The following is a 21,450-nucleotide window of genomic DNA, read 5'->3' on the forward strand; positions in this document are numbered from 1 at the left end:
CACCGGTCAGGCGGTCTGAAGGCCAGCAGGGTCCGGTTGCGTTGTCGAGGGCGGAGGCGGCTCGTTCGAGGCTGTTTCCACAGGCTTAGGTTGCGCTGCCGGCAAAAGCATGACGACACGCAGGCCCGGCTCATTGTCCTCGAGCCTGATCTGGCCGCCATGCAGCCTGACCACCCCGGCCGCGAGCGAGAGCCCGAGGCCGAAGCCGGGCTTGCTGCGGCTCTGGTCGAGCCTGACGAAACGCTCGAAGACGCGGTTGCGATCGGCCTCCGGAATGCCGGCGCCATGATCGGCGACCGAAAGCGCGATCTGGCCATCGGCGCGCGCCGCCGTGACGCAGACGAGCGGCTTCGCCGCGCCGACGGGCTGACCGTATTTCAAGGCATTGTCGATGAGATTGGCGAGCGCCTGGCCGATGAGCTCGCGGTTGCCCGACATCAGCAGGTTCGGCTCGACCACGCTCTCGAGCGCCAGCCCGGCCTCCTCTGCCAGCGGCTCATAGAGCTCGGCCATGCCCGAGACGATCTCGGACAGATCGAGCGGCGCCATGCTGTCATTGATCCGGCCGGTCTCCAGCCTGGCGATCATCAGCAGGGCGTTGAAGACGCGGATCAGGTTGTCGGCCTCGTCGATCGAGGCGTCGAGCGCGTTGCGCAGCTCATCCGGAGTCCTGGCGCTGCGCAGGGCCTCCTCGGCCCGGTTGCGCAGGCGGGTCAGCGGCGTCTTGAGGTCATGGGCGATATTGTCCGAGACCTCCTGCATGCCGGCCATCAATTCGCCGATCCGGTCGAGCATCGCGTTGAGATTGAGCGCGAGCCGGTCGAGTTCGTCGCCGGTGCCGGTGACGGCGAGTCGGCCCTTGAGGTCGCCCGCCATGATCGAATGCGCCGTCTCGCTCATATCGTCGATCCGCTTCAGCACGCGCCTGGCGACGAACCAGCTCGCGAAGATGCCGAGCACGAAGACGAGCAGCAGCGACCAGCCGGCCGCGCGCCTGATGACGACGCCGAGCCGGTCGCGCTCCTCGAGATCGCGGCCGACGAGCAGCCTGAATCCGGCGGGAAGCATGAAGACGCGCACGATGGCGCGGCTCGGCGAATCGATCGTGTCGCTGCTGCGGGCGTATTCGATCTCGCTCTCGCCGGGGTGGTCGAGCGCGCCGGGCTGCAGCGCCTCGACATTGCCGGCGAGGCGCTCGCCGACCGGTGTCGTCACCAGGTAGAGCGAGGCGCCGGGCGCACGCGAGCGGCGCTCGATGATGTTGACGAGGCGCCTGATGCCGCCGAGGCGCTGCTGCTCGGCCAGGCCCTGGATCTCGGCATCGATGGTCGAGCGGATCTGGTCGTCGAGCAGGCGCTTGGCGTTCCAGGCGACATAGCCGAGCACGAAGCCGGCGAAGAGCGCGAAGATGACGAGATAGATCGCCGTCAGCTTGAAGGCGGTGGTGCGGAACAGGTTGGGAAGCAGGCGCTGCTTCCCGCGCGGCGCCGCCGGCGTCCCCGCTGGGGCGATGTCAGCGGGCCGTGTCACGGACCATGTATCCCGCACCGCGAATGGTATGGATCATCGGGTGCTCGAAGCCCTTGTCGACCTTCGAGCGCAGCCGCGAGACATGCACGTCGATGACGTTGGTCTGCGGGTCGAAATGATAGTCCCAGACATTCTCCAACAGCATGGTGCGCGTCACCACCTGCCCGGCATGTTTCATCAGGTATTCGAGCAGGCGGAATTCGCGCGGCTGCAGGATGATCTCGCCATCGCCGCGGGTGACGCGATGCGCCAGCCGGTCGAGCACGAGATCGCCGACGCGATAGGTCGTCGGCTCCGAGGCCGGCGCGGCGCGGCGACGCGACAGCACCTCGACCCGGGCGAGCAGCTCGGAGAAGGCATAGGGCTTGGGCAGATAGTCGTCGCCGCCGGCGCGCAGCCCCTTCACGCGGTCGTCGACCTGCGCCAGCGCCGAGAGGATCAGGGCCGGCGTCGTGTCGTTCTGCTCGCGCAGCGAGCGGATCAGCGAGAGCCCGTCGAGGCGCGGCAGCATGCGGTCGACGACGAGCACGTCGTAGCCGCCGCCCTCGGCCATGGCATAGCCCTGCAGCCCGTCGGCGGCATGGTCGGCGACATGGCCGACCTCGCGAAAGGCCTTGGTGAGATAGGCAGCCGCCTCGGCGTCGTCTTCAACAATCAGGAGTCGCATGGCCCGACACTACCTCAGGAGACGAAAAAACGGCAGGCCGGACTAACTGGTCCGGCCTGCCGCGTGAAGCTGGCTTCCCTGGCGGGGGCGACAGGATACCGGGAAACCCGCCCACAACCCTTTCGGCGTCAAGCCGGCTGCTTGCCGACCTCGAAGCTGATCACGCGCTCCTTGCCATCGCGCCAGACCGTCAGGTTGGTCTTGGTGCCGGGCGCGAAACCACCGATCTTGCGCGACAGGTCGCGGGCATCGGTGATCTTCTCGCCGTTGACGGCAACGATCGTGTCGCCGCGCTTGATGCCGGCCTTCGACGCCGGGCCGTTCGCCTCGGCCGAGGCGACGAGCGCGCCATGGGCGTCCTTCAGGCCGATCGCATCGGCAACCTCACTGGTGACCGGCTGGATCTGCACGCCGATGAAGCCGCGGGCGACCGAGCCGTGATCCTTGAGCTGCTCGACGACGCTCTGGACGGTCGCCGCCGGGATCGCGAAGGCGATGCCGACATTGCCGCCGGACGGCGAGTAGATCGCGGTGTTGACGCCGACGACCTCGCCCTTCTGGTTGAAGGTCGGGCCACCCGAGTTGCCGCGGTTCACGGCAGCGTCGATCTGGATGAAGTCGTCATAGGGACCGGAGCCGATATCGCGACCCTGAGCCGAGACGATGCCGGCCGTGACCGTGCCGCCGAGGCCGAACGGGTTGCCGACCGCCAGCACCCAGTCGCCGATCCGCGGCTTGGCCGGGGCGAGCTGGACGAAGGGGAAGTTGCCGGCGTCCTTGACCTTGAGCAGGGCGAGGTCGGTGCGCGGGTCGGTGCCGATCACCTTGGCTTCGAGCGTCTTGCCATCATCGGTGACGAGCTGGACCTCGACCGCGTTCTGGACGACGTGGTTGTTGGTCACGACATAGCCGTCCTGGCTGATGAAGAAGCCCGAGCCCTGGGCCTGCTGGATGCGCGGCTGCTGCTGGCGGCCCTGCTGGCCCATGCCCTCTTCGCCGAAGCGGCGCAGGAAGCGCTCGAGCGGATGGCCGGGAGGCAGGCCTTCGATGCCGGCCGGGCCGGCCTCGGCATCGTCATTGGCGGCGACGCGGGCCTTGACGCGGACCGAGACGACGGCCGGCTTCACATGCTCGACGACGTCGGCGAAGGACGGGAGCTGGTTCTGGACGCCCGAGAGCTGGATCGGCTGGGCGAAAGCGCTCTGGCTCGACATCACCGTGATGTCGGCGAGGCCAGCCGCGAGGCCCAGGCCAACAACGGCGGCGCCGGCCAGCAAGGCCCCGCGCTTCAGGACGGACTTCTTGGTGTTGGTCGTGGTGGTCATCGTTTGAAACCTCTGCAAGAGCGGGGGCATTCCCTGCTGACTTGCCGAGGACTTTGATCCCCGCCGCCTTACCCGGTTTTCGCGCGAAGATGACGTTTTCGTAAGGTTGGCGGCCGGTACATCCGGCGTTCATGCGCACGCCCCACGGCCGCCCGGGTACGCCTACTCGGCGCGTTCCTCCTGCATCAGCGCCTCCAAGCGCCGGCGCTCCTCGTCGGAGAGCGGGACGGCGGAGGCCAGCGCCGCCTGCTGCCGCGTGCGGCGCCAGAGATAGATCAGGCCCGCGACCAGGATCAGGAAAGGCGCCGCCCAGAGCAGCAGCGTGCGGACATTGACCGGTGGGCGCAACAGCACGAAATCGCCGTAGCGCGCCACGACGAAATCGCGCACCTGGGCATCATTGTCTCCGGCCGTCAGCCGCTCGCGCACGAGTATGCGCAGGTCGCGCGCCAGCGGCGCATCCGAATCGTCGATCGACTGGTTCTGGCAGACGAGGCAGCGCAGCCCGGCCGAGATCTCGCGAGCCCGGTGTTCCAGCGCCGCATTGGGCAGGACCTCGTCGGGCTGCACAGCGCGGGACGGCCCGGCCCAGACGAGACCGAGCAGCAAGAGGGCGAGAAGGCGGCGCATCCAGCTCATTCTGCCGGCTGGACAATGGCGCGCGGCTGAGCCCGGCGCGGCGCCGCCAGCCGGAAACGCCGGTCGGTCAGCGAGAGGCCGCCGCCAAAAGCCATCACGACAGCGCCGAGCCAGACGAGCAGGATCAGCGGCTTGTCGTAGAAGCGCACCGCGATGCCGCCATCAGGTTGAGGGTCGCCGAGCGCGACATAGGCCTGGCTCAGGCCGTCGGTCCGGATACCGGCCTCGGTCGTCGGCATCGCGCGGGCGGTGTAGACGCGTTTCGACGCCTCGAGGATGCCGAGTTCGCGATCACCGGCGGCCAGCTTGAAGCGCGCCACCTCGGCGCGGAAATTCGGGCCGCTGCGCGGGGCGATCGAATCGAGCGTGATCGTGTAGCGGCCGCTGCTCATGCTCTCGCCGACCTTCAGCACGCCGATCGTCTCCGTGCTCCAGGCCGCAGCCGCAATGCCGATGACGCTGAGGCCGACACCGGCATGGGCGAAGGCGGTGCCCCAGGCCGAGCGCGGCAGGCCGACGGCGCGCGAGAACATGGCCTGCACGCCGCTGGCGCGGCCGGCGACGCGCTCGCCGATATCGAAGACCGCGCTGGCGACGAGGAAGACGCCGAGCCCGACGCCAAGCGGCGCCAGCACCGGCCCGCCGCGCGAGAAGGCGATCAGTGCGAGCGCGGCGAGGATCCCGAGGATGAACGCGGCGAGCACGCGCTGGCCCGCGCCGAGCAGGTCGCCGCGCTTCCAGGCCAGGGTCTGGCCGACCGGCAGGAGCAGCAGCAGCGGCACCAGCACCGGCACGAAGGTGGCGTTGAAGAAGGGAGGACCGACCGAGATCTTGTCGCCGGTCAGCATCTCCAGCACGAGCGGGTAGAGCGTGCCGATGAAGACGGTGGCGCAGGCGGTCGCGATGAAGAGGTTGTTGATGACGAGCGCGCTCTCCCGCGAAACCGGCGCGAACAATCCGCCCTGGCGCAGGAGCGGCGCACGCCAGGCGAAGAGCGCCAGCGAACCGCCGACGAAGAAGACGAGGATGCCGAGGATGAAGAGCCCGCGCCCCGGGTCGCTGGCGAAGGAATGCACCGAGGTCAGCACGCCCGAGCGGACGATGAATGTGCCGAGCAGCGAGAGCGAGAAGGTCAGGATCGCGAGCAGGATGGTCCAGACCTTGAGCGCGTCGCGCTTCTCCATGACCACGGTCGAATGGATCAGCGCCGTGCCGGCGAGCCAGGGCATCAGCGAGGCGTTCTCGACCGGGTCCCAGAACCACCAGCCGCCCCAGCCGAGCTCGTAATAGGCCCAGTACGAGCCCATCGCGATGCCGAGGGTGAGAAAGACCCAGGCAATGAGCGTCCAGGGCCGGACGGCGCGGGCCCAGACGGCGTCGATGCGCCCGTCGATCAGCGCCGCGACGGCGAAGGCATAGGTGATGGAGAAGCCGACATAGCCGACATAGAGCAGCGGCGGATGGATCGCGAGGCCGAGATCCTGGAGGATCGGGTTGAGATCCTGGCCATCGGCCGGCGGCGGGTCGAGCCGGGCGAACGGGTTAGAGGTCAGCAGCACGAAGGCGAGGAAGGCGACGGTGACGACGCCCTGCGCCGCGAGCGTCCCGGCGCGCAGGCGCATCGGCAGGGAGTTGCGGGCAAGCGCGACCAGGGCCCCGAACAGGGTCAGGATCAGCACCCAGAGCAGCATGGAGCCTTCGTGATTGCCCCAGACGGAGGTGAATTTATAGATCAGTGGCTGGGTCGAGTGGGAATTGGCGACCACCGTCTCGACCGAGAAATCCGAGCGGACATAGGCCGAGACCAGCGCCGCGAAGGAAACGGCGACCAGCAGGAAGCAGGTGATCGCTGCCGCAGGGCCGACGGAGGCGAGCGCCGTGTCCTGGCGTGAGACGCCCCAGAGCGGCACGAGCGCCTGGACCACGGCGACTCCAAGCGCAAGCGCAAGCGCGAAATGTCCGATCTCGACGATCATCCCGCCCTCACTGCCCCGGCTTCTGCGCGCCGGGCTGCCAATGGCCCTGCTTTTTCAGCGCATCCGCGACCTCGCGCGGCATATAGGTCTCGTCATGCTTGGCGAGAACGGAATCGGCCTTGAACCGCCCTGCCCCCTCGAGCACGCCTTCCGTCACCACACCCTGCCCCTCCCGGAAGAGATCGGGCAGCAGGCCCTCATAGGCGACGCGCACCGTGGTCTTGCCGTCGGTGACGGCGAAGCTGACGCGCTGGCCCGGCCCACGCTCGACCGAGCCATTCTCCACCAGGCCGCCGAGCCGCATGCGCGTGCCGGGCTGCAGCCCCTTCTCGGTGATCTCGGTCGGGCCGTAGAAGAACACGATCGTATCGCGCATGGCGAAGAGGACGAGGCCGGCCGCGACGCAAAGCACCGCACCCGCCGCCGCGATCAGCATCAAGCGGCGTTGCTTGCGGCTCATCCGGCGCGGCGGCGGAAGCGGTCGCGAGGTCGAGGCGGCCGTCATGGCGCTTGCTCCTTGAGATTGAGCTCGCTCGCGAGCGCATCGAGCTGCGTCGTCGCCTCGGCATTATCAGCCAATCTCTGGCGCGCCGTCACCATCGCCTCGAGCGCCGCCGGGCGGTTGCCGAGCACGAGTTGCGAGCGGATCAGGCGCATCCATTCCGGCAAGGTGCCGCCACCCTGCTTCAGGCGCTCCGCCAGGCCCTCGACCATGCCGCGAATGGCGGCCTGCTGATCGGCAGCTGGAAGCGACGCGATGGCCGACCCGGCCGTGCTCCCCGGAGCCAGGCTTTCGAGGCGCTGCTGCACCATGCCGGTCCAGCCGGCATCGGGCGGCGCATCGGCCAGCATTGCGCGCAAGGCGGCGATGGCGCCGTCAGTATTGCCATCCTGCTCCTTCGCGACCGCCAGGAAGAAGCGGGCGCGCGGGTTCCTGGCATCGAGCGCCACGGCCTCGTTGAAGGCCTGGAGCGCTTCGGCCGTGACGACGCCGCCGGCCGCGAGCGTGCGCGCCTCGCCGAGCCCGGCGAGCCTGTCGGCGCTGGTCCCGTCATGCCGGATCGCGGCGGCGAAGGCGCGCGCGGCGTCATCGAACCGGCCCTGGCGCAGATAGACCGGCGCAATCACGGCCCAGCCGCGCCCGTCGGTCGGGTTCGCCGCGAGATGCGTCTCGATGCGCGCAAGCGCGAGCTCGAAATCCTGCTGCGACGGCACCCCTTCCAGCCGCGCCGAAAGCGGCTGGTCGGGATGGCTCGGCGAGCCGAGCGCGCCATAGACGAGCAAGGCGAAGAGCGGCACGCAGGAGAGCGCCAGCGCCGAGGCGGCACGGCGACGGCGCAGGGCCGGCTCGCTCTCGCCCGCGGGCTCCGGCTCGCCATCGGCAGCACGCAGCAGGCGGCGGGCGGCCTCGGCCTTGGCGGCATCGGCCTCGGGCGCTCCGATCAGGCCGCGGCCGAGATCGCGCTCGATCTCGGTCAGCTGGGCGCGATAGAGGCTCTTCGCGTCCGCCGTCTCGGCGAACACGTCAGGACTTCTCCGGCCGAGGGGCCAGAGCAAGGCGAAAACCGCCGCACCGGTCATGGCCGCAAAAATGATCCAGATCAGCATGGCGCGTTCATAGCCAATCGCTCGTTCCGCATCATGTCCGGTGATGGCGACAAAGGGTCACGTGTTCGTTGATCAAACGCAAGGAAGGACGAATCAAACGCTGGGAAGGACGAGCCGCGCCCGCAAACCGCCGAGCGGCGCCTTCTCCAGCGACAACTCGCCGCCATAGAGCTTGGCGAGATCGACGACGATGGAGAGGCCGAGCCCCGAGCCCGGCGTCGCCTCGTCGAGGCGCCGGCCGCGCTTCAGCACGTCGGCCAGCGCATTCGAGGGCAGCCCCGGCCCATCATCATCGATCAGCAGCGCGATCCGCCCGTCCTCCAGGCCGGCGGCCGGCGCGAGGCTGACCTCGACGCTGGACTCGGCCCATTTGAACGCATTGTCGAGGAGATTGCCGAGCATCTCCTCGAGATCCTGCTTCTCGCCACGGAACTTCACCCCCGCCGGCACGCTATGCGAGCCGCCGATGCCCTTGCCCTGCGAGATCTTGGCGAAGGTGCGGATGAGCGCATCGAGCGAAGGCGCGATCTCGGTGACGCCGCCGAGCGCGCCCGACAGCGCCGCCGCACGGGCGCGGTCGAGATAATACTGAACCTGGTCGCGCATGACCGCGGCCTGAGTCCGCACGGTCTGCGGCAGATGCCTATCCTCCGCCTCGGCCTCGTTCAGCATCACGCTGAGCGGGGTCTTGAGAGCATGGGCGAGATTGCCGACCTGGGTCCGCGCCCGCTCCAGGATCTCGCGGTTGGTGTCGATGAGCTGGTTGAGCTCGCCGGCAAGGGGAGCGAGGTCCGGCGGATACTTGCCGGCGATATGGGTCGTCTCGCCGGTGCGCACCGTGCCGACCGCGCTGCGCAGCCTGACCAGCGGGCGCAGGCCGAAGCGGACCTGGACGATGGTCGAGGCGACCAGGGCAAGCCCCAGCGCAAGGAAGGTCATCGTCAGCGTCAGCCGGAAATTGCGGATGTCGTCGTCGATCTCGTCGGAGGGCGCCGCGACCGCGACGGTGAAGCGGCCATCCTCGCCGACATCGATCTCGCGCTCGAGGATGCGCAATTCGCGATCATCGGGGCCGGAGACATAGCTCTCGCGCAGGCCGCGCGCATTCGGGGCGATCTGCTGGTCGAGCAGCTTCGGCAACTGTCCCCCGACCAGCGAGCGCGAGGTCCGCATCACCGGCTTGTCGCCGTCGAGGCGGACGATCTGCCAGTACCAGCCCGAGAGCGGCAGGTCGAAACGCGGCTCGCCGAGATCGCCGATCGACTGGCGCTCGGTCTCCGGCGGCGCCGCGAGATCGGCGACCAGCTCCTTGATGTAGACGCTGAGGCGCTCGTCGAAGCCGCGCTCGGCCGAGCGGCGGTAGAAGGTGGTCAGGCCGATGCCGGCCAAGGCGAGAACGAGCGCGCAGCAGATCGCCGCCGACAGGAAGAGCCGCGCTCCGAGCGAGTAGCGGTGCGGCTTGAACGGCATCGGTCCTCAGACCTTGGCGGGTGCCGCTGCGATATAGCCCAGACCCCGGACGGTCTCGATGACCTCGACGCCGAGCTTCTTGCGCAGGCGACCGACGAAAACCTCGATCGTATTGGAATCGCGGTCGAAATCCTGATCATAGAGATGCTCGACCAGCTCGGTGCGCGAGACGACGCGGCCCTGGTGGTGCATCAGATAGGCGAGCAGCCGGTATTCATGCGAGGTCAGCTTGACCGGGTTGCCGTCGACCACGACGCGGCTGGCGCGGGTATCGAGCCGGACAGGCCCGCAGATCAGCTCGGAGGTGGCGTGGCCGGCGGCGCGGCGCAGCAGCGCGCGCACGCGCGCCAGCAATTCCTCGATATGGAACGGCTTGACGACATAATCGTCGGCGCCGGCGTCGAAGCCCGAGACCTTGTCGCTCCAGCGGTCGCGCGCGGTCAGGATCAGGACCGGCATGGTCTTGCCGGCCCGGCGCCAGCCCTGCAGCACGGCGACGCCATCGACCTTGGGCAGGCCGAGATCGAGGATCACGGCGTCATAGGGCTCGTTTTCGCCAAGATAGAGCCCCTCCTCGCCGTCGAAAGCCTTGTCGACGGCATAGCCGGCATTTTCCAGCGCGGTCGCGATCTGGCGGTTGAGGTCCTTGTCGTCCTCGACGACGAGCAGTCTCACGGTCGACTCACTCCTGTTGACGATGTCAGGCTAGATCGCATCGGCTTTTCCGAAAACCGCAATCCACTTCTCGGGCCGATGTTCTAGCAGAACTCAGCGGATGGCCGAGACCTTGCCGGACTGCCCTTCGAGCGTGACGCGCGCGACACGTCCGTCGCGCTTCAGCGTCGTCACGACATAGACGAAATCGTCGCCCTGGCGGCAAAGCCTGATGCGCACCACCTCGCCAGGCGCGGCAACACGCGCATGGTGCGAGGCCTGAGCCGGCTGCATCACGCGGCCTTCGGCCACGGCCTCGCGGGTCTCGTCTGCCGACAGGCAGGAGATCGGCGCCTGGCTGTCGACATTGACGATTGGCAGAGGCGTAGCCAGCAGGCTCAGGGCAAGTAAAGGTTCGACGGGCATCATCGACATGCGCTAACCCCGAGCAACTGAACGCGCCATGAATATGGCCGTCCCGCTGATTGCGAGGATATGTCAGCGTACCGGCACGCGTCCACGTCATTCCCGCCCTCTACCCATGATTGCACCGGTTTGTGCGATCACGAGTTCGAACGCGACCGGTGAAGTGCCGGAATCGACCTGCCGCTCCGCGGCCCGATGGAGCCAGCACGACGCGCTCGCCGCATGCGACCGAATCACGCGGGCAGCTCGAGCGGTCCGATCCCGGAGCGCTCAGTCCCCTCGCCCGACGGGATCCCCGCCAGGTCCCAGGGACTGCTTCGGCGCAGCCGCTCATCAGCCTGGCGGCGCCGGACACCAGCGTGATGGGTGTCATGATCGTACCGATTGGGGTTCATTCGAGCCGCCCGACGCGCTATCGAGCCTTCAAACGGAGGTCTCGATGACGCTCGGACGATGGATCGCAACTGCCGGACTGGCGCTTTCCCTGATGCCTGCACCGGCCCTGGCCGTGGTCGGCGGGCGCGAGGGCGGGCCCGCCGCCGCCTCGACCCTGATGGTCCTGAACGCCCGCGGCGGCGTCTGCACCGGCATCGTGCTGTCGCCGCGCACGATCCTGACCGCGGCGCATTGCACCGAAGGCGGTGTCGACCTGCGGATCCACTGGAAGGACGGCAGCGGCGAACCGGTGCTGATCGCCCCCACCAACGTAAGCTTCCACCCTGAATTCGAGGCCAAGGCGATCACGACGCGCCGTCGCTCGGTCGATCTCGCCCTGCTGCGGCTGCCCTCGACCCTGCCCGGCCGGTTCGCTCCGGCGACTCTTCTCGACGGAGCGCTGCCGCGCGCGGGCACGGCGCTCACGCTCGCCGGCTACGGCGTCTCGCGCGAAGGCGAGGCACGCACCACCGGCACCTATCGCTCGGCCGCGCTCAGCGCCGTCGAGCCCTATGGTCCCGGCCGGATCCTGATCTGGGCGTCGGACCCGCAAACCGGCGGCAAGAAGCCGGGTGCCGGCGCCTGCCAGGGCGATTCAGGCGGCCCGATCTTCGATGGCGGCGAGGACGTCGTCGCCGTGAGCAGCTGGTCGACCGGGCCGAAAGGCCGCAATTGCGGGCTGCTGAGCCAGGGCGTGCTGGTCGCGCCGCAGCGCGCCTGGATCGACGGCACCCTGTCGCAATGGGGCGAAAGCGCCAGCTGGACGGCAGGCCGTTAAGGTGCCTCGACCAAAACACTGGACTGCCGCGCTCAAGCCCATAGATTAGCAGCAGTGAGAACGGCGGTTCATTCCATGATCTTTCGCGCACCAGCTCTAGTCTTGGCCGTTACGCTCAGTGCGGCCGCTTCTCCCGCTCTTGCCGTCGTTGGCGGCGAGCTCTCGCGGGACATTGACGGCCCGCGCGCCTGGACGGTGCGCGTCGAGACCAGCCGCGGCGAGCTCTGCTCGGGGGCCGCGATTGCGCCCGAGCTCGTGCTCACGGCGGCGCATTGCCTGATGGGCGGCGGTTCGGTCAGTGTCGTCAGCCTCGATCCGCGCTTCCGCGACCGCCGCCTGCCGGTCGTCGCGGTGTTGCCGCACCCGACTTTCGTCCCCGGCACGACGCCGCGCACGCAGCCCGGCGCCGATCTCGCACTCCTGCGGCTGGCCGTGCCGCTACCGGCCGATATCGAGCCGCTCTCGCTCGGCAGCGGGCTCTGGCAGGGCGAGACCGTGACCATGGCCGGCTACGGCCTGGCCATCGAGAACAACAAGCGCACGGCGCGCAAGCTGCGCGAAACGCAGCTCGTCAATGCCGGCAACTACACCACCGCCAACACGGTCAAGGTCGCGGTCGATACCCGCGCCATGGGCGAGGCGCCGGGCGCCGGCGCCTGCCGCGGCGATTCCGGCGGGCCGGTGCTGCGCGGCACCGGCAATTCGCGCGACCTCGTCGGCATCGTCAGCTGGTCGAGCGGCCCGCTCAACTCGCATGTCCGGCGCATTTGCGGCGGCTTCACCGCGATCACGCCGATCAGCGAATACCGCTCCTGGATCTCCGAGGCGAGCGGCCAATTGCTGGCGCTCGGCCGCGAGCGGCGGCGCGGCAGCGAGCCCGTTCCGCCACGCGAGAATTCGAGCTGGAGCTGGTGGTTCAGCCGCTAGAGCATTTCCGCGTTTCTCCGAATCGCGAAAATCCTCTAACCTTTTGTTTTAACGCATTTTCTTCACGCGAACCGGTATCCACTTCGCTCGAAAATGCTCTAAGGCCGTTCGATCGTCCTGCCGGCAGGGCTGCCTGACGCGGCCGGCAGGGCCGGCGCGTCATCGTCCCCGGCCATCGGAAAACCTCGTACCGCAAACGCAAAAGCCGCCGGCTCAGGGAGCGCGGCGGCTTCGGTTCTGGTCACGGCTTCGTTAGAGCATTTTCGAGCGAAGTGGATACCGGTTCGCGTGAAGAAAATGCGTCAAAACAGAAGGTTAGAGAATTTTCGCGATTCGGAGAAACGCGGAAATGCTCTAGCGGGAAGCGCAGCGCGAAGCGCAGCTACACCTCCTCCTTCGCCACCCACTTGACCGTGGCGGTGGGCACGTACTGCTCCATCCGGTCGAGCAAGGTCGCCGGCTCGGTATCGGTGATCGTCATGGCGCGATGGGTCTGCTTGAGGAACCCGGCCTCGACCGTGTTGTCGAGAAAGGTCGCGAGCGGGTCGTAGAAGCCGGCGACATTGAGGAAGGCCAGCGGCTTGGCGTGGATGCCGAGCTGAGCCCAGGTCCAGATCTCGAACAGCTCCTCGAAGGTGCCGATGCCGCCGGGCATGGCGATGAAGCCGTCCGAGAGCTCGGCCATGCGCGCCTTGCGGACGTGCATGGTGTCGACCACTTCGAGCTCGCTCAGCCCGTTATGGCCGATCTCCTTCTCGCGCAGGGCGCGCGGGATGACGCCATGCACCCTCGCGCCCGCTTCCAGCGCCGCATTGGCGACGATGCCCATCAGGCCGACGGCGCCGCCGCCATAGACCAGCGTCAATCCGCGCTTCGCGATCTCGACGCCCATGGCTGTCGCACCGGCCGCGTAGACCGGATCGTTGCCCGGATTCGAGCCGCAGAAGACACAGACTGATTTCATGCTCCGAGGACCTGCAGAATGCGGGCCCAGGAACGCTGGCCCTTGTGGAAGGAGGAGAGATCGTACTTCTCGTTCGGCGAATGCACGCGGTCATCGTCGAGGCCGAAGCCGACGAAGAGCGTGTCGATGCCGAGGATGCGCTTGAAATCGGCCGCGATCGGGATCGAGCCGCCGGAGCCGATCGCCACCGCCTTGCGGCCCCATTCCTCGGTCAGCGCGCCCTGGGCCTTCTGCAACGCCGGCATATCGACCGGCACCGCCAGCGCCGGCGAGGCGCCATGGCTGATGAACTCGGCGGTGACGTCATCCGGCAGGCGCTCGCGCACGAATTGCTGGAAGGCGGCGGCGATCTTCTGCGGGTCCTGCTTGCCGACCAGGCGGAAGGAGATCTTGGCGGAGGCCTTGGAGGCGATCACCGTCTTGGTGCCCTCCCCGGTATAGCCGCCCCAGATGCCGTTGACGTCGCAGGTCGGGCGCGACTGGATCTGCTCGATCAGCATGCGGCCCTTCTCGCCGACCGAATGCTTCAGGCCGATCTGGCCGAGGAACTCCTTCTCGGTCAGACCGAGATCGGCCCAATCGGCCTTCTGCGCGTTGGTCGGCTCTTCGACGCCCTCATAGAAGCCGGGGATCAGGATGCGGCCGGTCTCGTCCTTGAACTGGGCGATGATGTTGGCGAGCACATGGATCGGGTTCGCCGCCGCGCCGCCGAACAGGCCGGAATGCAGGTCGCGGTCGGCGCAGGTGATCGCGACCTCCTGATAGACCATGCCACGCAGCGAGGAGGTGATGGCGGGCGTCTCCCGGTCCCACATGCCGGTATCGCAGACCAGCGCGAGATCGGCCTTGAGCTCCTCGGCATTGGCCTTGACGAAGGGCGGCAGGCTGACCGAGCCCGATTCTTCCTCGCCCTCGACGATGATGGTGAGGCTGATCGGCAGGTCGCCGGTCTCGGCCAGCGTCGCGCGCAGCGCCTCGACGAAGGTCATGACCTGGCCCTTGTCGTCGCAGGCGCCGCGGCCGGTGATGACCTTGCGGCCGGGCTCGATCTCCTTGATCTCGGGCTTGAACGGATCGTTCTCCCAAAGCTCCAGCGGATCGACCGGCTGGACGTCATAATGGCCGTAGAACAGCACATGCGGCGCGCCGGGCTTGCGCCGATGGGCGACGACGACCGGCTGGCCGCCGGTCTCGCGCACGGAAGCATCGAAGCCGAGCGTGACGAGATCGTCCTTCAGCCACTCGGCAGCACGGCGGGTCTCGGCGTTGAAGGCCGGATCGGTCCCGATCGAGGGAATGGCGACCCAGGACGAGAGGCGCAGCAGCGCAGCGTCGAGATCGGCATCGAGCCGGGAAAGGATCGCGGGAAGCTTGGACATGGACTGGCTCTCGATAGGCTGTTGGAAAAACCGATTCAGGTGGCGGCATCATGACAAGCATGGAGCGCGGCGTCAGCAGGCAGTGGCATGCGCGATGCGTATCACCGCCGACCGCAGCCGCATTCCACCGCTGGCCCGGTCATTCTCCCTCGATCCCATCGGGCCACATCCGTGCGGCGTGCAGAATGCGCAGGACACGGATTCTGTCGGCCAATACCGCCTAAACGGCGATGTACGACGTCTGTGGAATGACGAGTTCACGCGTACCGGCGATGCGCCCCGGACGACCGCTCTCGGGAAAATCCACGAGCCGATGCGCAGCGGAGACGATCCTTTCGTCGACCTGGACTGCGGCCCGCGGGTTCTCCGCTTCGACGTAACTGAAGATATCGTCGCGATCGGTCAGCGCGAAGCGCGCCCAAACCAGCATCATGGCTCTTCGCCGGCCGCCTTGCGCAGAGCTGCAGCGCGGCGCCGAGCAAAATGAGCTTCGGCTTCCGCATCGTCGACATCGGGCCGCTGATCATCGAGCACCTGCCTGACCTTGCCGCGGAACCAGGCGTCATAAGCCTCGCTCGTGCTGACGAGTTCAAGCGGCAGCGCTCCCTCATTCGCCGTGCGGGTCAAAAGGATACGAACCACATCCGAGACCGTCAGGCCCATGCTCTCGAGCACGGCGCTCGCGCGCTCCTTCACCTCGGCATCGACGCGCGTCTGGACCAATGCATTCGCAGCCATGGCGAAACCTCCATTCGGCTCGAATGTAATGCAATTGAATGACAACCGCCAGTCTGACTTACCTCTTCCCCCCTGTCAGACTCCCCAGCACGCCGCGCAGGATCGCGGTGCCGACCTGGCGGCCGATCGAGGTCGCGGCCGAGCGGGCGGCGGAAGTGATGATCTTCTCGGTCATGCTCGGCGGAATGCGGCCGCCGCGGCTGCCGGGCCCGGTCTTCGGCCGCTCGCCGGAGCCGCCGCCGATCGCATCCTCGAGCCAGCCGCCAAGCGTGCCCATCAGCCCGCCGCCGCTGCCGCCCTCGGTCGAGGCCTCGACCGGCGTACCGTCGCCGTTCAGGCCCTTACGCTTCATCAGCTCCTCATAGGCCGAGTCACGATCGATCATCGTGTCGTATTTGCCCTTGAAGCCGGAATTGGTCAGGCATTGCGCCCGCTCCTGCGGCGAGATCGGACCGACCTGCGCCATGGGCGGTGCGATATGGGTGCGCTCGACCATGGTCGGCGTGCCCTTGCCTTCCAGCGTCGAGGTCAGAGCCTCGCCAACGGCGAGCTGGGTGATCGCTTCCTCGGTGCTGAATTTCGGATTCTGGCGAAACGTCTCGGCGGCGGCGCGCACCGCCTTCTGGTCGCGGGGGGTGAAGGCGCGCAGCGCGTGCTGGACGCGATTGCCGAGCTGGGCCAGCACGGTGTCGGGAATGTCGAGCGGGTTCTGCGTGACGAAATAGACGCCGACGCCCTTCGAGCGGATCAGGCGCACGACCTGCTCCACGGCCGTCAGCAGCACTTTCGGCGCTCCGTTGAAGAGCAGATGCGCTTCGTCGAAGAAGAAGACGAGCTTTGGCTTGTCGAGATCGCCGACCTCGGGAAGCTGCTCGAACAGCTCCGAGAGCAGCCAGAGCAGGAAGGTGGCGTAGAGCCGCGGATTGGCCATCAGCTTGTCGGCGGCCATGATGTTGACGATGCCGCGCCCGTCGCGGTCGGTGCGCATCAGGTCACTGATCTCGAGCGCCGGCTCGCCGAAGAAGAGATCGCCCTTCTGGTTCTCCAGCACGAGCAGAGCGCGCTGGATCGTGCCGACCGATTGCGCGGTGACGTTGCCGTATTTGGTGGTCAGTTCCTGCGCGTTCTCGGCAATGAAGGCGAGGATGGAGCGCAGGTCCTTGAGGTCGAGCAGCAGCAGCTTCTGCTCGTCGGCGATGCGGAAGGCGATGTTGAGCACGCCCTCCTGCGTGTCGTTGAGATCGAGCAGGCGCGAGAGCAGCAGCGGGCCCATCTCGGAGATGGTGGCGCGCACCGGATGGCCCTGCTCGCCGAACACGTCCCAGAACACGGTGGTGAACTGGTCCGGCTCATACTTGACGCCGAGCTCCTTGGCCCGGGCGACGAAGGGCGGCTTTGAATCGCCGGGCGCGGCGATGCCCGAGAGATCGCCCTTGATATCGGCGGCGAAGACCGGGACGCCGTTGCGGGCAAAGCCCTCGGCCAGCACCTGCAGGGTCACGGTCTTGCCGGTGCCTGTCGCGCCGGTGATCAGGCCGTGGCGGTTGGCGAGCTTGAGCAGGAGGTTCTCCTCCTTCCAGCTCTTGCCGATCAGAATCGCGCCATCGTCAGCCATCGGAACCGCCCATCCATGTCATCGAACTGCCAGGGCCAAGGGTGTAGCGAAACCGACCGGCGGGCGGAAGCCCGGACCCGGCTTGATTTAGATCGTAAACATGTAAACTATCTGCCGCATCGCGCATCGGCGCCACACGCAAGGACCTGAGCCATGGAAGAACTGATTGCACGCGTCGCCGCGGCTGCCGGCATCGATGCGGAGCTCGCGAGCAAGGCGGTCGGCATCATCCTCGCCTTCCTGCAGAAGGAAGGCCCGCAGGCCGAGATCGGCCAGCTCATGGCGGCGCTCCCCGGCGCGCAGGAACTCGCCGCCTCCGCGTCCGGCGGCGGCAATGGCGGCGGGCTGATGGGCATGGTCGGCGGGCTGATGGGCGGTGGCGGCGGCGTCATGGCGCTCGGCGGCCAGTTGATGGGCGCCGGCCTGTCGATGGGCCAGATCCAGTCGGTCTCGAAGGAGATGTTCGCGGTCGGCCGTGAGAAGGCGGGCGAGGACGCGATGGGCGCGATCGTCGGCGCGATCCCGGGGCTCGGCCAGTTCGTGTGAGGGATTGCCCCCGGGCGCGACGAAATCGAAGCCGCCCTGAACGGGCGGCTTTTTTATTGGGCTGCGCAGAGCCGTTCGGATCGGAACCGACCGTTGCTGCCACACCCCGATATCCGCCTTGAGCGCTACGGAGCCTCCAAACTACTGACTACTTCACACCCCCATCCGTCATACGCTCCACCCAGTTCCTTGACGCGGCGCGCAATCGGAATCACCACGTCATCGATAGCGTCGGGCCGATCAGCTCGTTCGAACCTCAGCATCACAGAGCCGCCGCCGACCTCTGGTTCATAGACCGTGAATCCCTGCTCGCCGAGAAGGCCTCGCAGACTTGCTGCTGCGCGCGCGTTCGGAAGATAGGCAAGGTGATCGATGGGGCGCGGCTTGGAAAGCGCATCTCCGTACTTCGCGAGATTGTCGGTGACCCTGCGGTTCATGATTCGTTGCAGATCGTCAGCCGACGGATAGAGGAAATTGAAGTAAATTCCCCATTCAGGGTCGAGTTGCGATCCTGTTTTGAATTTATAATCTGGATGATGCGCCATCGCCATCTCAGCGGATGCCGCGAAAATCTTGGGGTCTTTCGTATAAAAATAGAAATCACGGCTTCCGCTTGACGTATTTCGCCCTGAATAGGTGGTGACATCACCCACTGCCACACCGTCGATCAGAGCATCCTCCAATCTTAAGAGGGCCTCGAACTCTTCGCTGCTCGACAGACCATCCCCTCTTGGGTGTCGCATGAACACACGCACATATCCCATGTGTGGCTGGGTTCTCACTGGCGCAATCTGGGCCAGTCCTAAATCGACATAAATGGAGGCAGGCTCGCTATCGACCAGGAGCGGATAGAAATCCCAATCATCGCTCACCGAAGCCCTCCCAACAGTATTTCCACACCTTATCTGGAAGGGCAGTCTCTGCAATGCCCGCTGTCCCCCCAAGCCGGACCTTCCGTCGCTGCGAATTGCTCGAAGTCGGAGGCATCACATGTTCGCGGAAACGATGCGCTTCGGCTTCCTGCGCATTCTTACGCGACACTGGATCGAACTCCGGCCGTCGACATCGCTTGAATTGAACGCTACGTCATCGAGAGACGTGGTTGGGAATAGAGATGCGCGAAGCGGCGATAAGCTTGGCTGGCACGCTGATTCTGTTGTTTGCCCGCTTCCTGACCGCGGTCCGCGGACAGTGGGACGGCATAGCGCCGACTGACGAACAGCGGATCTACTTCGCCAATCATGCGAGCCATGGCGATTTCGTCCTGATCTGGACGGTTCTCCCGCGTCGCATGCGTTTGGCGAGCCGGCCGGTCGCCGGGAGCGACTACTGGCTGAAGAGCCGCCTTCGGCGCTTCATCGGCCGCGATGTCTTCAACGCCGTCCTGATCGATCGTGAGCGCCCGAGCCGGTCGAATGATCCGATCGCCCTGATGACGGATGCGCTTGATGCCGGCTCCTCCCTCATCGTGTTCCCGGAAGGTACCCGCAACAGCACCAGCGCGCCGCTCTTGCCGTTCAAGAGCGGGCTCTTCCATTTGGCGCGTGCGCGGCCGAAGGTCACCCTCGTGCCGGTGTGGATCGACAATCTCAACCGCGTCATGCCGAAGGGCGAGTTCGTGCCGATTCCCCTGATCTGCACCGTGACCTTCGGGAGCGCCCTCCATATCGCTGACGGCGAGACGAAGAGGGATTTCCTGGCCCGGGCGGAAGCGGCGCTGCTCGCACTGTCTGCGAAGGCGGGCGCGCCATGACGATGCCCCATCCCGATCTCGTCGTCGTGCTGGCCGGGCTGCTCGCCGTCCTGATCGTTGCTTCCGTGATCGGCTATGTGCTGCAGCGCAAGTTGTCGCCCGATGGCTCGAATGCGGTGGTCGAGAACCTCAACCATCGAATCCGCGCCTGGTGGGTCATGGTCGTGCTGATGGGCCTGGCGCTGATCGGCGGCAAGTCCGGCGTAACCTTGCTTTTCGCTTTCTGCTCCTTCGCCGCTTTCCGCGAATTCATCACGTTGACCACCACGCGCCGTGCAGACCACTGGGCGCTGGCAGTGGCGTTCTTCATCGTGTTGCCGGTGCAGTACTATCTCGTCTGGATAGACTGGTACGGCCTCTATTCGATCTTCATCCCGGTCTACGCCTTCCTGCTGATGCCGATCATCGCGGCGCTGCGCGGCGATACCGACCACTTTTTCGTGCGGATCGCCGAGGTTCAGTGGGCACTGATGATCTGCGTCTTCTGCACGTCGCATGTGCCGGCGCTGTTGAGCCTCGACATCAGCGGCTACGAAGGCCGCAACGTGCTCCTGATCACGTATCTCGTCATCGTCGTGCAGATGAGCGATGTCCTGCAATATGTCTGGGGCAAGCTCCTCGGTCGCACCAAGATCGCACCCAAGCTATCGCCTTCGAAGACGGTTGAGGGTTTCGTCGGCGGCGCGCTCAGCGCGACGGCGGTCGGCGCTGGCTTGTCCTGGATGACGCCGTTCACGACGCTCCAGGCCGCTTTCCTGTCGCTGGTCATCGTCCTGATGGGCTTTTTCGGTGGGCTCGTCATGTCGGCAATCAAGCGCGATCGCGGCGTCAAGGACTGGGGCCACATGATCGCCGGCCATGGCGGCTTCATCGACCGGCTCGATTCCGTGGTCTTCTCGGCCCCGATTTTCTTCCACCTGGTGCGCTACGGGTGGTCGGCCACATGACCCTTCCAATCGCGCGCCTGATGCGAAGCAGCGTCCTGCACATCGCTTTCGCCTTCGTTGCGATGGGAAGCTGGGCCGCTTTCGCCAACCGCGCCCATCCGATGCCGGCACCTCTCCAGGCCGGGTTGATCCAGGGCGCTCTTTCGGCCGGTATCACCCTGGTCCTGAAACGCGGCATCGAGGCGCTCGCCAGGCGCTTCGCCGGCCTCACGGCGCTTCTGGCTCCGCCGGTGATCGCCGGGCTCGTCTCGGCCAGCCTGCTGACCGTCATTCATACGATCGGCGGCACGCCCGAAATCGGCAGGACCATTGCGGTCCCTCTCACCGTCGCCACCAGCTATGCGGCTCTCTACAATTTCTCGCTCTGGTGGAACAGGAAGGTCTGAACCGTGACGCAGGACGAAAATCGACGTCCTCTCGCGAGCCGCGATACCGGCTGGGCCCGTTCCGTCGCGCGCAGGCTGAGCCAGGCCGCCATCACCCCTAACCAGATCTCGATGGCGAGCATGGTATTCGCGGCGTTTGCCGGAGCCGGCTTCTGGCTGGCAGGTACCGCGAATTCCGGGACACGCGTCGCCTTGCTTCTGGCCGCCGCCCTGTTCTGCCAGTTCAGGCTGCTGTGCAACCTCTTCGATGGAATGGTGGCGATCGAAGGCGGCAAGCAGTCGCCCGATGGACCGTTCTGGAACGAGTTCCCGGACCGCGTCGCCGATATCCTGATTCTCGTCGGCGCTGGTTACGGGGCCGGCGCGCCGGCCTTGGGCTGGGCGGCCGCCGGTCTTGCGGTCCTTACAGCCTACACGCGCGAACTCGGTCGCGCCTGCGGGTTGCCTGCCGATTTCTCGGGCCCGATGGCCAAGCAGCATCGCATGGCGACGATCACTGCGGCCGCCTTGCTATCGCTCCTGGAGCCAATCTGGCTTGGCCATAACCAGGTGCTGGTCATCGCTCTTTGGCTCATCGCCACAGGAGCCGCCGTGACCGCGCTCAGGCGGGCGGCGAATATCGTCCGGGCGTTGCGTTCGCCTTGAGCGCGCTCATGATCTCGGCAGTCCCTCGGACGAAGATGACGG

General features: G+C 66.7%; 22 protein-coding genes and 1 pseudogene. 7 read left to right on the forward strand and 16 right to left on the reverse strand.

Annotated features, from left to right (window positions below):
* Positions 1–6: 6 nt before the first annotated feature.
* The 10 genes from EV560_RS20380 to EV560_RS20425 form a co-directional block, all read right to left on the reverse strand.
* Positions 7–1,512: a HAMP domain-containing sensor histidine kinase gene (locus EV560_RS20380; protein WP_131857785.1), complete on the reverse strand. Its 1,506-nt coding sequence runs from the start codon at positions 1,510–1,512 to the stop codon at positions 7–9.
* Position 1,513: 1 nt separating this feature from the next.
* Positions 1,514–2,197: a response regulator transcription factor gene (locus tag EV560_RS20385; protein WP_131857627.1), complete on the reverse strand. Its 684-nt coding sequence runs from the start codon at positions 2,195–2,197 to the stop codon at positions 1,514–1,516.
* 128 nt (positions 2,198–2,325) lie between these two features.
* Positions 2,326–3,522 carry a S1C family serine protease gene (locus EV560_RS20390; protein WP_465247025.1) on the reverse strand — a complete coding sequence of 399 codons (1,197 nt, stop codon included), beginning with the start codon at positions 3,520–3,522 and terminating at the stop codon, positions 2,326–2,328.
* Positions 3,523–3,684: 162 nt separating this feature from the next.
* Entirely contained in the window at positions 3,685–4,152 is a 468-nt protein-coding gene (locus EV560_RS20395; protein ID WP_131857629.1) for a cytochrome c-type biogenesis protein, read from the reverse strand.
* A 5-nt stretch (positions 4,153–4,157) separates the two neighbouring features.
* The gene (locus EV560_RS20400; RefSeq protein ID WP_131857630.1) at positions 4,158–6,137 is read right to left on the reverse strand and encodes a heme lyase CcmF/NrfE family subunit; all 1,980 of its coding nucleotides are present in this window, start codon (positions 6,135–6,137) and stop codon (positions 4,158–4,160) included.
* Positions 6,138–6,144: 7 nt separating this feature from the next.
* Positions 6,145–6,597, reverse strand: a complete 453-nt coding sequence (gene ccmE, locus EV560_RS20405) for a cytochrome c maturation protein CcmE (RefSeq protein WP_131857786.1) — start codon at positions 6,595–6,597, stop codon at positions 6,145–6,147.
* Positions 6,598–6,638: 41 nt separating this feature from the next.
* A complete protein-coding gene (ccmI, locus tag EV560_RS20410) occupies positions 6,639–7,745 on the reverse strand; it encodes a c-type cytochrome biogenesis protein CcmI (RefSeq protein ID WP_131857631.1) in 1,107 nt (368 codons plus the stop codon).
* A gap of 93 nt (positions 7,746–7,838) precedes the next feature.
* On the reverse strand, positions 7,839–9,215 hold the full coding sequence (locus tag EV560_RS20415) for a sensor histidine kinase (protein WP_131857632.1): 1,377 nt from the start codon (positions 9,213–9,215) through the stop codon (positions 7,839–7,841).
* A 6-nt stretch (positions 9,216–9,221) separates the two neighbouring features.
* The gene (locus EV560_RS20420) at positions 9,222–9,890 is read right to left on the reverse strand and encodes a response regulator transcription factor (protein WP_131857633.1); all 669 of its coding nucleotides are present in this window, start codon (positions 9,888–9,890) and stop codon (positions 9,222–9,224) included.
* Positions 9,891–9,983: 93 nt separating this feature from the next.
* Entirely contained in the window at positions 9,984–10,304 is a 321-nt protein-coding gene (locus tag EV560_RS20425; RefSeq protein WP_131857634.1) for a PepSY domain-containing protein, read from the reverse strand.
* Positions 10,305–10,734: 430 nt separating this feature from the next.
* Between EV560_RS20425 and EV560_RS20430 the strand changes: the two genes are divergently transcribed.
* On the forward strand, positions 10,735–11,508 hold the full coding sequence (locus EV560_RS20430) for a S1 family peptidase (protein WP_131857635.1): 774 nt from the start codon (positions 10,735–10,737) through the stop codon (positions 11,506–11,508).
* A gap of 102 nt (positions 11,509–11,610) precedes the next feature.
* Positions 11,611–12,435, forward strand: a complete 825-nt coding sequence (locus tag EV560_RS20435) for a S1 family peptidase (protein WP_248312140.1) — start codon at positions 11,611–11,613, stop codon at positions 12,433–12,435.
* A gap of 382 nt (positions 12,436–12,817) precedes the next feature.
* Here EV560_RS20435 and EV560_RS20440 read toward each other — a convergent pair whose 3' ends face one another.
* The 5 genes and pseudogenes from EV560_RS20440 to EV560_RS20460 form a co-directional block, all read right to left on the reverse strand.
* Positions 12,818–13,399: an LOG family protein gene (locus EV560_RS20440; RefSeq protein WP_131857637.1), complete on the reverse strand. Its 582-nt coding sequence runs from the start codon at positions 13,397–13,399 to the stop codon at positions 12,818–12,820.
* Entirely contained in the window at positions 13,396–14,778 is a 1,383-nt protein-coding gene (locus EV560_RS20445) for a M20/M25/M40 family metallo-hydrolase (protein WP_131857638.1), read from the reverse strand. Before EV560_RS20445 ends, EV560_RS20440 begins: the two co-directional genes overlap by 4 nt.
* 139 nt (positions 14,779–14,917) lie before the next feature.
* A pseudogene (locus EV560_RS20450) lies at positions 14,918–15,211 on the reverse strand (type II toxin-antitoxin system RelE/ParE family toxin).
* Positions 15,208–15,516 carry a type II toxin-antitoxin system RelB/DinJ family antitoxin gene (locus tag EV560_RS20455; protein ID WP_131857639.1) on the reverse strand — a complete coding sequence of 103 codons (309 nt, stop codon included), beginning with the start codon at positions 15,514–15,516 and terminating at the stop codon, positions 15,208–15,210. Before EV560_RS20455 ends, EV560_RS20450 begins: the two are co-directional and overlap by 4 nt.
* Positions 15,517–15,574: 58 nt before the next feature.
* The gene (locus EV560_RS20460; RefSeq protein ID WP_131857640.1) at positions 15,575–17,131 is read right to left on the reverse strand and encodes a helicase HerA-like domain-containing protein; all 1,557 of its coding nucleotides are present in this window, start codon (positions 17,129–17,131) and stop codon (positions 15,575–15,577) included.
* A gap of 153 nt (positions 17,132–17,284) precedes the next feature.
* Between EV560_RS20460 and EV560_RS20465 the strand changes: the two genes are divergently transcribed.
* Complete coding sequence (locus EV560_RS20465; protein WP_131857641.1) at positions 17,285–17,677, forward strand: DUF2267 domain-containing protein; 393 nt, start codon at positions 17,285–17,287, stop codon at positions 17,675–17,677.
* A gap of 125 nt (positions 17,678–17,802) precedes the next feature.
* Here the strand turns inward: EV560_RS20465 and EV560_RS20470 are convergent, their stop codons facing one another.
* The gene (locus EV560_RS20470; RefSeq protein WP_131857642.1) at positions 17,803–18,549 is read right to left on the reverse strand and encodes a DUF695 domain-containing protein; all 747 of its coding nucleotides are present in this window, start codon (positions 18,547–18,549) and stop codon (positions 17,803–17,805) included.
* Positions 18,550–18,791: 242 nt separating this feature from the next.
* Here EV560_RS20470 and EV560_RS20475 point away from each other — a divergent pair, with 242 nt between their 5' ends.
* From EV560_RS20475 to EV560_RS20490, 4 genes are read left to right on the forward strand one after another with little or no spacing between them, the layout of a single operon-like run.
* Positions 18,792–19,430 carry a lysophospholipid acyltransferase family protein gene (locus EV560_RS20475; protein WP_131857643.1) on the forward strand — a complete coding sequence of 213 codons (639 nt, stop codon included), beginning with the start codon at positions 18,792–18,794 and terminating at the stop codon, positions 19,428–19,430.
* The gene (locus tag EV560_RS20480) at positions 19,427–20,377 is read left to right on the forward strand and encodes a phosphatidate cytidylyltransferase (RefSeq protein ID WP_131857644.1); all 951 of its coding nucleotides are present in this window, start codon (positions 19,427–19,429) and stop codon (positions 20,375–20,377) included. The genes EV560_RS20475 and EV560_RS20480 overlap by 4 nt, the downstream gene beginning before the upstream one ends.
* Positions 20,374–20,763, forward strand: a complete 390-nt coding sequence (locus EV560_RS20485) for a hypothetical protein (protein ID WP_131857645.1) — start codon at positions 20,374–20,376, stop codon at positions 20,761–20,763. Before EV560_RS20480 ends, EV560_RS20485 begins: the two co-directional genes overlap by 4 nt.
* 3 nt (positions 20,764–20,766) lie before the next feature.
* Positions 20,767–21,408 (forward strand): CDP-alcohol phosphatidyltransferase family protein, encoded by a 642-nt coding sequence (locus tag EV560_RS20490; protein WP_131857646.1) that lies wholly within the window; start codon positions 20,767–20,769, stop codon positions 21,406–21,408.
* Positions 21,409–21,450 lie beyond the last annotated feature (42 nt).

Source organism: Allobosea sp. BK604, assembly GCF_004341515.1.
Taxonomy (GTDB): domain Bacteria; phylum Pseudomonadota; class Alphaproteobacteria; order Rhizobiales; family Beijerinckiaceae; genus Allobosea.